Annotated in this window: 10 protein-coding genes; 5 read left to right on the forward strand and 5 right to left on the reverse strand. The window is 62.3% G+C overall.

Annotated features, from left to right (window positions below; translation table 11 throughout):
* The first annotated feature begins 78 nt into the window (after positions 1 to 78).
* Positions 79 to 4653, forward strand: a complete 4575-nt coding sequence (locus tag PPL01S_RS01105) for a dermonecrotic toxin domain-containing protein (protein ID WP_248694060.1) — start codon at positions 79 to 81, stop codon at positions 4651 to 4653.
* A gap of 21 nt (positions 4654 to 4674) precedes the next feature.
* Here the strand turns inward: PPL01S_RS01105 and PPL01S_RS01110 are convergent, their stop codons facing one another.
* From PPL01S_RS01110 to gpmI, 4 genes are all read right to left on the reverse strand, one after another.
* A complete protein-coding gene (locus tag PPL01S_RS01110; RefSeq protein WP_016395409.1) occupies positions 4675 to 5439 on the reverse strand; it encodes a divergent polysaccharide deacetylase family protein in 765 nt (254 codons plus the stop codon).
* Between the two features lie 8 nt (positions 5440 to 5447).
* A complete protein-coding gene (locus PPL01S_RS01115) occupies positions 5448 to 6770 on the reverse strand; it encodes a S41 family peptidase (protein WP_016395408.1) in 1323 nt (440 codons plus the stop codon).
* 80 nt (positions 6771 to 6850) lie between these two features.
* Positions 6851 to 8137: a murein hydrolase activator EnvC family protein gene (locus tag PPL01S_RS01120; RefSeq protein WP_016395407.1), complete on the reverse strand. Its 1287-nt coding sequence runs from the start codon at positions 8135 to 8137 to the stop codon at positions 6851 to 6853.
* A gap of 183 nt (positions 8138 to 8320) precedes the next feature.
* On the reverse strand, positions 8321 to 9856 hold the full coding sequence (gene gpmI, locus PPL01S_RS01125; RefSeq protein ID WP_016395406.1) for a 2,3-bisphosphoglycerate-independent phosphoglycerate mutase: 1536 nt from the start codon (positions 9854 to 9856) through the stop codon (positions 8321 to 8323).
* 207 nt (positions 9857 to 10063) lie between these two features.
* On the opposite strand from gpmI, the gene PPL01S_RS01130 reads away from it, so the two are divergent.
* Genes PPL01S_RS01130 through secB form a run of 3 tightly spaced genes read left to right on the forward strand, consistent with a single transcriptional unit; the run spans position 10064 to position 11258 of the window.
* Positions 10064 to 10477: a rhodanese-like domain-containing protein gene (locus PPL01S_RS01130; RefSeq protein WP_016395404.1), complete on the forward strand. Its 414-nt coding sequence runs from the start codon at positions 10064 to 10066 to the stop codon at positions 10475 to 10477.
* A 1-nt stretch (position 10478) separates the two neighbouring features.
* Entirely contained in the window at positions 10479 to 10733 is a 255-nt protein-coding gene (grxC, locus tag PPL01S_RS01135; protein ID WP_016395403.1) for a glutaredoxin 3, read from the forward strand.
* Between the two features lie 39 nt (positions 10734 to 10772).
* The gene (secB, locus tag PPL01S_RS01140) at positions 10773 to 11258 is read left to right on the forward strand and encodes a protein-export chaperone SecB (RefSeq protein WP_016395402.1); all 486 of its coding nucleotides are present in this window, start codon (positions 10773 to 10775) and stop codon (positions 11256 to 11258) included.
* 59 nt (positions 11259 to 11317) lie between these two features.
* Here the strand turns inward: secB and trmL are convergent, their stop codons facing one another.
* Positions 11318 to 11779: a tRNA (uridine(34)/cytosine(34)/5-carboxymethylaminomethyluridine(34)-2'-O)-methyltransferase TrmL gene (gene trmL / locus PPL01S_RS01145; RefSeq protein WP_008093177.1), complete on the reverse strand. Its 462-nt coding sequence runs from the start codon at positions 11777 to 11779 to the stop codon at positions 11318 to 11320.
* On the opposite strand from trmL, the gene PPL01S_RS01150 reads away from it, so the two are divergent.
* Positions 11778 to 12215 carry a hypothetical protein gene (locus tag PPL01S_RS01150; protein WP_016395401.1) on the forward strand — a complete coding sequence of 146 codons (438 nt, stop codon included), beginning with the start codon at positions 11778 to 11780 and terminating at the stop codon, positions 12213 to 12215. The two genes, trmL and PPL01S_RS01150, sit on opposite strands and share 2 nt — an antisense overlap.
* Positions 12216 to 12286: the final 71 nt, after the last annotated feature.

Consider the following 12286-nt stretch of genomic DNA (forward strand, 5'->3'; position numbering starts at 1 on the left):
CATTTCCACGCACGAGGAGTTGCACTCATGAATCACCCCATCACCCCGCAGGTGGACATTCGCGGCTGTGTCCGGGCCATGTTCGCCAGCCGCCCGACGTTGCGCCAGGTGGTCGACCTGCAACTTGTGAAACTGATCCGGGCGCGCTACCCGTCGATCGTCAGGCATCTGCCTCAATTGACCTCGGCCGAGGCGTTGCTGCTGCATGCGCCGAACGCACCTGCACGGCCCTTGGTGGATATCGTGCTGCAAGCCATGCTCGATGGCAGGCCGCTGGATTTTTCCAGCGTCGATGGTGGCGGCTACAGCTTCAAGGCTGGGCCGGCTGAGGAAGTCGTTCTCGAACCGAAGGTACTTGCCGCCAGCCTCAATCAATTGCTGCCATTGCTGCCCGAGCATTTTTACCAGGCGCAGATTGCCTTCTGGAATGGTCGCGGCGAGGACATCGACCGGGACCTCTGGCTGCAGCAGATGTTGCGTGCAAGCCTGTTCGATGGCATGCGCACCGCCAACCTCGAGCCCAACGCACGCACCTGCCTGCAGGATGTATTGCTGGGCAGGCTGACGGGTATTACCGTGCAGGCCGTGCGCGTGCATTTGTACGCAGGGCCAACGAAATATAGCGAGATCCTCCCCGATTTGCTGATCACTGCCAGTGACGAAGTGAGCAGGATGATCCTGGCCTGTACACCGGCCGGCGAGATCCGCCGTTTCGAGTCCCTGGACCAATGGGCGGCCGCCTTGCAGCGGCTGATGGGCCAGCGCTTCGTCTTCGACAGCATGAGCTGGGACCTGTTTGCCGGTGATGGTGATGCGTTCGCGCTGCAGAGTGCGTTGCTGCTGGAAAGCCTGCTGGCAGATGTGGCACGGTTGCGGCGCAGCCGGATAGCTACGGTTGCGCAGTTGGAGCAGCTTTATGCCCAGGCCAGCGAGCCCGCACGGTTTTTTGCATCGTTTGCCTCCGAGGCCAGGGCAATGCCACCCTTGCGCTTCCCGAGCAAGCTCACGATGGCTGAGCAACAAGTACGAACAGCCTTTGCCCAGGGCTTGATCGACCTTACTGTGCTGCAGTCGATGTTCAAGCCTGGTGACGACCGGCTGCTTGTCGAAGACCTGCACGACTACGCCTCGCGTCGTTTGCGCGAAGAGATGCTTGCCGATCATCCGGTGGATGCCAACTATTTTTCCGATGACCTGCTGCTGACGATCGATACGTTCGCCAACGATCTGCATGACCTGGGTATCGGTCAAAAGATCGAAAGCAAGACGATCACCTTGACCGAATTGGCCATCGCTCGGCTGACGGCGACCAATGACGGTGTCATCACCCACATCGGGCACCGTGAAAATCAATTGATCATGGGTTGGATGAACACGCGCTACGTACGCGAATTGGTGAGCCGGATCGACATCGGCCGTACTTATCCGCTTCATGTCAAAGGGTTGCTGGATGACGAAGCGCTACGCGGGCAGCGCATCGCCACCTTTGCCGGTCACTGGCGCTTGACGCTACTGTTCGATGCTCTGCGCGCGCGGGTGGTCAATCAGCTCGATCAGGCCGCTTATCACGCGCTCGGGCGCTTCTGCCGGCAGGGTGCTGACGACGGTGCCGACGTCAGGATCGCGCCCTTGGCATTCAAGCGCTCACTGACCTCCCACCAGGTCGAGTGTGTGCACGGCATGTATGTGATCGAACTGCGTGATGTGCCGGCTTTATTGCTGTATTGCCCGCTGTTGCCGAACAGCCTCTACCAGTTCGAGGATGCCGAAGCCTTGCTGGTCGCCATCCGTGAGCCCGGCAGACTGCAGCATGCGGTGCTGGTGTGGCTTGACCAGTCAATGCGGTCGATTTACGACAATGGTGGGTTCGAGGAACCGCATCTACCGAACTTGTCCCTCGACCCGTTCAACCCTTCGGAAAAGCCTGGACCCGCGGTGCTGCAACTCGACTATTGGGGCGAGGCGCTGGACACGTGCCTGTTCAACGCTCGGCAGTCGTTGTTGCTCGAGATCGCCGATCGCAGCGCCGTGAGTAACAGCCAGGAACGCTGGGGGCTGATTGGCAAATTTGCATGGAGCCTGTTCCACATTGTCACCCCTGTATTGCCGGGGCCGTTGGCAACGGTGATCTGGTTGTATGCCGGTATCGAGCAGGTGATCAGCGATGTGCAAGTCTTGAGTGAAGGTGGTGAGCAAGCGCTTGAGGCGATCATCGATGTGCTGAGCAGCAGTCTGATGGCTTTGGTTCAACTGCAAGTACCGACCGTAAGCGCTGTTGCAGGAAAGGGGCCGTCCCTGCAGCCCTGGCTGGATGCACTGCCAGGCGCCGACAGCCCGGGCGTGCGCCCGCTGCCAGCGCCTGCGTCGGGTGCAATCGCATCACTGAACGAGCTGCAGGCCAAGGCCGACACAGTGCTGGACTTTTCATGGCGCGGGGTAGGCGGAATCAATGGACTGTCGCCCTCTCAGCGCGGCAGATTGCGCCAACTCAGCGCGAAGGTTTCACTCGCCGGGCTGGTGCCTGTGCACCCAAGCCGTGGGGCGAAGTTGTATCAGCAAGGGGAGCGTTTCTATGCGGAGCTGGAAGGCGATGTGTACGAAGTGGGGATCGAGGAGGAAGACGTGCGCATCATCGACAGGGACCGGAATGCCGGCCCGGCACTGGTAGGCGAGCACGGCGTCTGGCGAATCAAGACCGGGCTGTTCGGCGGCAGTGGCAGGGGCGCGAGGGAGCGTTTGAGTCGCAAGCTTGAGCAGCACGTGACCGGCCCGCTCAAAGCTTTGCAGCGCCACATAGAGGCCATCAAGCAACGGGAAGCGGGCTATGAAACGCTTTCCAGCGAGTTGAATGAACTACATGCTTCGCTGAGAAAGCTCCAGCCTCTGCTTGAGCAGGAACCACCACTGCAGGCTGTCGAGCGCGAGCGTTTCGACAAGCTCCAGACGCTTTACCGCGACAAGCAGGCGCAACTTGAAGAACGCATCCTGAGCAAGCGCCGTGAGCGGCTGGAACTGGTGAAGCAATTGGAAAGCGATCACCTCGGCGCTGAGCAGGCCTTGGTGTCGTTGCGCGACAACCCCAACTACATCCCGACGCCATCGCGGGCTAAAAGCGAACGCGAAACCTTGGTAGGACTGCGACAGAATCTGATCGCCTATGAAATGATCATCATCGACGAGACGGTGAGCCTTGGAAGCTTCGGGCAGTTTGGGCCGGCAATGGACGCGTACGAAGCCGCACCTCAGCCGCAGAAGGCCGCGTTGCTTGCGCGCGCGCGAGGCTTGCTCGAGGTCGCAGTCAAGGACTTGCCAACCATGATCGATGCCTCGATGACGCTCGACCGTTTGATCGCGCTCAGCGATGGTCAGCTGCAGATCCCTTATGTCGGAAGCAGAATTGCGCTCGATGAACTCATCCCTAAAAGGCAAAGGTCGACCGTGGCACTTTGCTACATACAGGCGATGCACCTTGCCGAGCTTGGCCTGCAGATGCATAAGGTGAGCAACGAGCAGTTCCTCGGCTTTCGCGCCGCGGTCGCCGGCAAGCGCTTGCGTGTGGCGGCTTCCACGCACGACTTGTCGTTCTACCTCGATCTGCCGGTAGCTCAGAGGATCGAGTTATTACAAGCGGCATGGGACGAATACCTCGCTGCCTGGCTCAATGTCGAAAGGCTCAAAGGCTTGAGCAAGCAGGTGGTCGCCGTCGATTGGCTACTGGCCTATCAGCGCCAGGTGCAGCAGTTGAAAACGCTGGCGGGGGATGCCCTGGTCACGGCCATGCGTGAACAGACCTCTGGGCAGATTCTGGTCCCGGCACGCGCGCTGCATGCACGCAAGGCATTGCAGGTGGCCTATACGCGGGATGGGCAGATCGTTATCGGTGTCGAAAAGACAGTAGAGGGGCAGGCGCAGTTGCAGGTCCACGACCCGCTGGGTAGCGAGATCCTCCACAGGTTCTACCGTGAGCACGGGGTATGGGTGGAACAGGTTTCGGTTGAAGAAGTTCAGCCACAGGATGTGTTGCCAGAGAGCGATGCGGCAACCGTAGTGATTGCCCAAGAACTCTTGCAGGGTAATGGCAAGGTTATCGAGCGCGCTGAAAGCATGGCTGATGAAGATGCGGACGACGGCGCGCTGACCGACACGCTCAGCGGGCAGATCAGCGACCTTGAACATTTCGCCAGGCTGCTCGACGCTCACAGCGAAAGGGCAGGGCTCGTAAATGAGTTGCGCGACGGCGCTGAGGCACTGCGTCGCAAACGGGTCGAGCTGCTGCAGAAACTCTACACGCGCACAGCCTACCCCAGCGCGCGAGGGCTGCGCTTCCTGCATGAGCAAGCCCTGATCACCGTCGAATACGTTGGGCCACGCCAGCAAGATTCGAACGGTTATCTGGACGAATACAAAATCAACCTGAAGGGCAAGCCTGGCAGCAAAGGCCGGCCGTTATGGGCGGCGCATTTCCATTTTTCCGATGCCCAGGCAGCCCCTACGGACTTCGAAAAAGGCCACCTGAAGCTATGGCGCCAGCGCTTGCAAGGTTACAAGGACCAGATGATGGCGGCTCAATCGGGGGAAGTGCTGAGGATCTACCGTGGCAACCTGACCCTGGGCCAGGCCAGCGGCATCATTCCCTTCCATGGGTTGGGATGAGGCTACGGCGGGTCCGCAGCGTCAGCGATTGCTGTAGATTCCATCCCTTCCGTGGCCAGGCATGGCCAGATTGCTGCGCTCGGCGATCATTTGCTTGAGGCCGATCAGGGTGATGCCCTGGCTGGAAAGCCGGGGCAGCGCCTGTTCCAGGACTGCCAATGTCTGTGGATAGGGGTGGCCGATCAACACTGCCGAACCATGGCGGTGTGCCAGCTCCATGCCTCGGTGAAGCTGTTCGGCGATCGCCTCGGGCGTGCGCACGTCATCGAGAAATACGTCACGAGACACATGCGCCAGGCCGATGCGCTGGGCTTCGGCGGCGGCCACGGTGGCCGCGCTGGTGCGGCTGTCGACGAAGAACAGGTGGCGCTGCTGCAATTCGCCCATCAACCAGGCCATCGGCTCGCGCTGGGCGGTCATGCGGCTGCCCATGTGGTTGTTGACGCCGGCGGCGTAGGGGACCTTTGTCAGGGCAGCCTGGAGCCGCTTGGCAAGCTCCGGCAATGGCGTGCCGGGGTGCCAGGCATAGGGGCCGGTGGCCGGGTCCATCGGCATGTGCAGGATCACCGTCTTGCCGGCCTTGTGTGCCTGGCGAGCAAAATCGCTTGCGTGAGGGGTGTCGGGCATGATCGCCATCGTGACCGGGCCGGGCAGGGCCAGCGTTCGGCTGTCCCGCTCGCTGCTTTGACCCAGGTCGTCGATGATGATGCTCATGTAGGCCTTGGCTGGCGCCGCGTGGGCGGTGCCAGCCAGCAGGCAGAACAGCGTGAACAACAGAAAGCGCATGACAGGTATCAGTGGCCCTTGGTGATGTTCAGGCCCTTGAGCAGGCTCAGCGCCTGGCTCAGCTGGAAGTCGTCATCCTGTGGCCGCTCCTTGCGCTTGCTGCTGCTGGTCGGGCGATCGGCGCCGCCGTTGCCGTTGCCCAGGTGGCCTTGCAGGTCGGCTTCCTTGAAGTTTTCGGTGTCGGCTTCGGCGGTGAGCTTGGCCGGGCGCACTTCGATGTCCGGGACGATGCCCTGGGCCTGGATCGAGCGGCCGTTGGGGGTGAAGTACAGCGCCGTGGTGAGCTTCAGGGCGCGGTCGTTGGCCAGTGGCAGCACGGTCTGCACCGAGCCTTTGCCGAAGCTGTCGGTGCCCATCAGCACGGCGCGTTTCTGGTCTTGCAGGGCACCGGCGACGATTTCCGAAGCCGAGGCGCTGCCACCGTTGATCAGCACCACCAGTGGCACGCCTTCACTGGCATCGGCCGGGTCGGCGGAGAAGCGCAGTTCGGAGTTGGCGATACGCCCCTTGGTGTAGACGATCAGGCCCTTGGTCAGGAAGTGGTCGGCCACTTCCACCGCCGACTGCAGCACGCCACCAGGGTTGTTGCGCAGGTCGAGCACGACGCCGCGCAGCTTCTTGCCGTTGTCCTTGCGCATCTTGGCCAGCGCCTTGCCGACTTCCTCGCCGGTCTTGACCTGGAACTGGGTGATGCGGATGTAGCCGTAGTCGTTCTCGAGCAGCTGGCTCTTCACGCTCTTGACCTGGATGACCGCACGGGTGAGGGTCACGTCGAACGGGTTGCCGCCGTCGCGCACCAGGGTCAGGGTGATCTTCTCGCCGACCTTGCCGCGCATCTTGTCCACGGCTTCGGTCATGCTCTGGCCGCGGGTCGGCGCGCCGTTGATCTTGACGATCAGGTCGCCCGCCTGGACGCCGGCACGCGAGGCCGGGGTGTCATCGATGGGCGACACCACCTTGATGAAACCGTCTTCCTGGCCGACTTCGATGCCCAGGCCGCCGAACTCGCCGCTGGTGCTCTCCTGCAGTTCCTGGAAGTCTTCAGGGCCGAGGTAGGCCGAGTGCGGGTCGAGGTTGCTGAGCATGCCCTTGATGGCGTTTTCCAGCAGGGTCTTGTCATCTACCGGTTCGACGTAGGCAGCCTTGATGCGGTCCATGACCTCGGCGAAGGTGCGCAGCTCTTCCAGTGGCAGCGGCGCCTTCGCGGTGGCCTCGGTGGCCGGCACGGCGGCAGACTTGGCGGGCGCCGGCTCGGCGGCGCTGGCCAAGGGTGCGCCGACCACCAGGGCGATGGTCAGGGCCAGCTGGGTGAGGCGAGGCGAGTGCAGCATGTCGAACGAACTCCTGATCCTGTAGACGCTCATTGGCGAGCATCGGCGCAGCGCCTGGCGCTGCACCGTAAAAAGTGAATCTAACCTCTGCACCACTGCGCAGGGTCGGTTGGCCGGCCCTGCTGGCGGATGGCGAAGTACAAGCCCGAGCTGTCCTGGCCACCGCTGTCGCCAACGGTGGAAATGGCTTCGCCGGCCTTGACGATGTCACCGGCGCTCTTGAGCAGGCTCTGATTATGGCCGTACAAGCTCAGGAAGCCATTGCCATGGTCGAGAATGACCAGAAGTCCGGCACCACGCAACCAGTCGGCGAACACCACGCGCCCGCCGTGCACGGCACGCACCTGGGTGCCGGGGCTGGCGCCGATCATCACCCCATCCCACTTGGCACGCACATCGTTGCCGCGGGCATCGCCGAAGCGTGCCAGCAATCGACCATTGACTGGCCAGGGAAGTTTGCCCCGTGCGGCGGAAAATGCACCGCCATAGCTGGCGCCGTCACCGGACACCATCGGGCCGAGGGTGGTGCGGGCCTTTTTCGGCGGCTCGGCATCTTCGCGGGCGGCCAGGGCCTGCTGCAGGCGGCGCTTTTCGGCTTCCTGCTGGGCGAGCAGGGCTTTCTTGCGCGCTTCCTCGGCTTCGCGGGCCTGACGAGCCAGGGTTTCCTCGATGGTCTTGAGCACCTTGGCCAGGTCAGCCTGGTCCTGTTCGCGAGCCTGCAGTTTCTGGTCGCGATCCTTCACATCGCTGTTGAGCTTGGCCAGCACTTGCTGGCGCTTGCCACGCTCGACCTCCAGGGCCTGGCGGCGGGTGTCGAGGTCGGCGCGCTGGCTCAACAGCTGCTCTTGCTGGCGGCCGATGTCCTGTTCGACGTTGGCCAGCTGGCGCAGCGTCTCGTTGAAGGCGCGCAGCTGCTCAGTGCGCGCCTTGCTCAGATAGTCGTAGTAGGAAAGGGTGCGGGCGAACTTCTCAGGATTCTGCTGGTTGAGCAGCAGCTTGAGGTATTCCTCGCGGCCATTGTTCTGGTAAGCGGAACGGGCCTGGATGGCGATCAGTCGCTGTTGTTCACTGCGGGCGCTCTGGAGTTTTTTTTTCTCGGTATCAAGGCGCTCCAGCTCGCCCTCGGTCTTTTTTAGTTCTTGCTGCAGAGCCTCCACCTGCTTTTCGAGGTTGCCGATGTCGGTCTCGGTGGATTTCAGGTCTTTCTGCACACCGGCCTTTTCTTCCTGGAGCTTGCCCAGCATCTTCTTGAGCTCGGCGATGTCCTGGCGGGTGGCGTCCAGTTGTTGCTGGGTCTGCACACGCTCGTCGGCGAAGGCCGGACCGAGCAGGCAAGACAGGGCGAGTAGGATCAGGGCGCGAAGCATGGGGTTTGGCGTACCAAGGATGGAGACTGGCGTAGTATGCCCGCCCGGGCCTGCAAAAAAAACGCCTCACTGCTGGTGCGGCGGGGCGTTTGTCTGGAATTCATCTGCACAGGGGCTGCTTTGCAGCCCAATCGCCGGCAAGCCAGTTCCCACAAGGGGCGCGAAGCGCCCCCTGTGCACAGATCAGGCCTCGACCAGAATCGAAGTGCCAGTCATTTCAGCCGGCTTCTCCAGCCCCAGCAGTTCAAGCATGGTCGGCGCCACGTCGGCCAGCACGCCGCCTTCGCGGACCTTGACCTTGCGCTTGCCGACATAGATGAACGGCACCGGCTCGGTGGTGTGCGCCGTGTGCGCCTGGCCGGTGCACGCGTCTTCCATCTGCTCGACGTTGCCATGGTCGGCAGTGATCAGCGCTTCGCCGCCTACCTTGTCGAGCGCCTCGACGATGCGACCGACACAGCCGTCGAGGGCCTCGACCGCCTTGACCGCGGCCTCGAACACGCCGGTGTGGCCGACCATGTCGCCGTTGGCGTAGTTGACCACGATGACGTCATGACGCTGCTGCTCGATGGCCTCGACGATGCGGTCAGTGACCTCCGGTGCGCTCATTTCTGGTTGCAGGTCGTAGGTGGCAACCTTCGGCGACGGGATGAGGATGCGCTCTTCGCCTTCGAACGGCTCTTCGCGCCCGCCCGAGAAGAAGAAGGTGACGTGGGCATACTTCTCGGTTTCGGCGATGCGCAGCTGGGTCTTGCCGTTCTTCGCCAGGTATTCGCCCAGCACATTGTTCAGGCTGGCCGGGGCGAAGGCCGCAGGGGCCGGGATCTTCGCCGAGTACTGGGTCAGGCCGATGTAGGCCGCCAGCTTCGGCAGGCGCGCGCGCGGGAACTCGTTGAAATCGGCCTCGACGAACACGCGCGACAGTTCGCGGGCGCGGTCGGCGCGGAAGTTCATGAAGATCACCGCATCGCCGTCTTCGACCTTGACCGCTTCGCCGATGCGCGTGGCCTTGACGAACTCGTCGCTCTCGTCACGTGCATAAGCCGCTTCCAGGCCGGCAACGGCGCTGTCTGCGCTGTATTCGGCAACGCTGTCGACGATCAGGTTGTAGGCGGCGCTGACACGGTCCCAGCGGTTGTCACGGTCCATCGCGTAGTAGCGGCCGATCAGGCTCGCGATGCGCCCCTTGCCGAGCTTGGCGAAGGCGGCATCAAGCAGTTCGATGGACGACTGCGCGCTGCGCGGCGGAGTGTCACGGCCGTCGAGGAAGGCGTGCAGGTAGATTTTCTCGGCACCACGTTGTACGGCCAGCTCGGCCATGGCGACCAAGTGGTCCTGGTGGCTGTGTACGCCGCCGTCGGAGAGCAGGCCGAGGATGTGCACGGCCTTGCCCGCACCTGCAGCCTTGTCCACCGCACCGCCAAGCACCGGGTTGTGGAAGAACTCGCCGTCGCGGATGGCCTTGGTCACCCGGGTGAAGTCCTGGTAGACGACGCGGCCAGCACCGAGGTTCATGTGACCGACTTCGGAGTTGCCCATCTGCCCGTCCGGCAGGCCGACATCCATGCCTGAGCCGGAGATCAAGCCGTGCGGCTGACTCGCGCGCAGGCGGTCATAGACCGGGGTGTTGGCGGCAAAGATGGCGTTGTATTCGGGGCTTTCGCTGTGACCGAAACCATCCAGGATGATCAGGACAAGGGGTTTGGGGGTGCTCGTCATCAATCAAACTCACGGTTGTTCAAAGATGATAAAGACACGCATTTTAGGGCAAATGTGCCACCTGCGGCGAATAATCGTCCTGTTCGCTGACCGGCGTGGTCATCCTGTGCAACATGAAGGCACCTTTCCCGCCGGCGTGACGGGCTTTGGTGGTCATGGGGGGCTGTGTATACTGGCCGGCATTTTCAATCGCCTGGAACACCGCTGATGGTTGCTCACCTGATTCAATTCGCGACAGATCACTACATCCTGGTTGCGATCTTCGTTGTTCTGCTGGTCGCCTTGCTGGTCAATGAAATCCGTCGTGGCGGCCAGAGCTTGAGCAATGGCCAGCTGACCGCGCTGGTCAACGCCGAGAAGGCCCTGGTCATCGATATCCGCCCGGCCAAGGAATACTCCGCCGGCCACATCGTCGGCGCGGTGAACATTCCGCAGGACAAAATGGCCAGCCGCATGGCCGAACTGGACAAGCACAAGGAAAAGACCCTGATCGTCGTTGACGCGATGGGCCAGCAGTCCGGCATGATCTGCCGCGACCTGCTCAAGGCTGGCTACACCGCCGCCAAGCTCAGCGGTGGTGTTTCCAGCTGGAAAGCCGATAACCTGCCCCTGGTGAAGTGATATGAAGCCCGTCATCGTCTACTCCAGCGACTATTGCCTCTACTGCATGCGCGCCAAGTACCTGCTCGAGAGCAAGGGTGTGGCCTTCGAGGAAATCAAGGTCGATGGCAAGCCGCAGCTGCGCGCCGAAATGAGCCAGAAGGCCGGCCGTACCTCCGTGCCGCAGATCTGGATCGGCACTACCCACGTTGGCGGTTGCGATGACCTTTATGCCCTGGAGCGCGCCGGCAAGCTCGACGCGCTGCTGGCGGCCTGACTTGCTGTGCATTCGAAAACATTAGGATAAGGATCTGCCATGACCGACCAACAGACCAACGGCGCAGCTGCCGAAGACAACAGCCCACAGTTCTCGCTGCAGCGTATCTACGTGCGCGACCTGTCTTTCGAGGCGCCGAAGAGCCCGCAGATCTTCCGCCAGCAGTGGGAGCCAAGCGTTTCCCTGGACCTGAACACCAAGCAGAAAGGCTTGGAAGGCGACTTCCACGAGGTGGTGCTGACCCTGTCGGTGACCGTCAAGAACGGTGACGAAGTGGCCTTCATTGCCGAAGTCCAGCAGGCCGGCATCTTCCTCATCAAGAACCTCGACGCGTCCTCGATGAGCCACACCCTCGGCGCGTTCTGCCCGAACATCCTGTTCCCGTATGCGCGCGAGACCCTGGACAGCCTGGTGACCCGTGGTTCGTTCCCGGCGCTGATGCTGTCGCCGGTGAACTTCGACGCCCTGTACGCGCAAGAAATGCAGCGCATGCAGGACGCTGGCGAAGTGCCGACCGTGCAGTGATATTGCTGGTTTGAAGAAAGCGCCCCTCGGGGCGCTTTTTTGTTGCCCGCTGGGCCCTATCAACTCCCGGCAAACCCTTGCTGCCGCCACGCTTCGTACACCGTGACCGCCACGGTATTGGACAGGTTCAGGCTACGGCACCCCGGCCGCATCGGCAGGCGCAGGCGCTGCTCCGCCGGCAGGCTGTCCAGCACCTCGGCTGGCAGGCCGCGGCTTTCGGGCCCGAACAAAAAGGCATCGCCCGGCTGATAAGCGACTTCGTGGAACGGGTGCGAGCCCTTGGTGGTAAAGGCGAACAGCCGCGGGTTACCCAGGCTTTCCAGGCATCCGGCCAGGCTTTCGTGGCGCTTGAGCGTGGCATACTCGTGGTAGTCCAGCCCGGCGCGGCGCAGGCGCTTGTCGTCCAGCTCGAAACTGATCGGCTCGATCAGGTGCAGGTCGCAACCGCTGTTGGCGCACAGACGGATGATATTGCCGGTGTTCGGCGGAATTTCTGGTTGAAAGAGGATGACGTGAAACATGCACGGCTCCAAGCAAGAAGATGGCGAGCATTCTACCCCTGAAGCGGACCTGCGAACGAAGGGCTTGCCGCGTGTGCTGCTGTCCCTGGCGATCGTCGGCCTGATGGTTGGGCTGATGATCGGTCGCCTCACCACACCGGATGAGCGTGTGCTGGAGCAGGTCGATGTGGTCCAGGATGGGCTCGACCTGTGGTTCAACGAAGAGCCGAAGCTGCACGGTGAGCATGTCGAAGGGACGGTTGCCGTGCTGTTCGAAGCCGAAGGCAAGGCCCAGCGCGGGCAATTGAGCCTGCAGGGCAAACCGGTGGGTTGGCGTTTGCAGAAAAGCGAAGAGGGGTTGTTGCTGACCCTGGTGGCCGCCCGGCCTCTGCAGGGCGAGTGGACCGGTGCAGAGGACGCTGGGCGTTGGCGTGTGCAGGTGCGCCTGCACGAATAAAAGAGGGGATTTCCCGGCCTGCCTGTACCGAGGTCCCCGAAACTGGAGATATCTGGGTTATTGCAGGGGGC

This window comes from Pseudomonas plecoglossicida NBRC 103162 = DSM 15088, assembly GCF_000730665.1.
GTDB lineage: Bacteria > Pseudomonadota > Gammaproteobacteria > Pseudomonadales > Pseudomonadaceae > Aquipseudomonas > Aquipseudomonas plecoglossicida.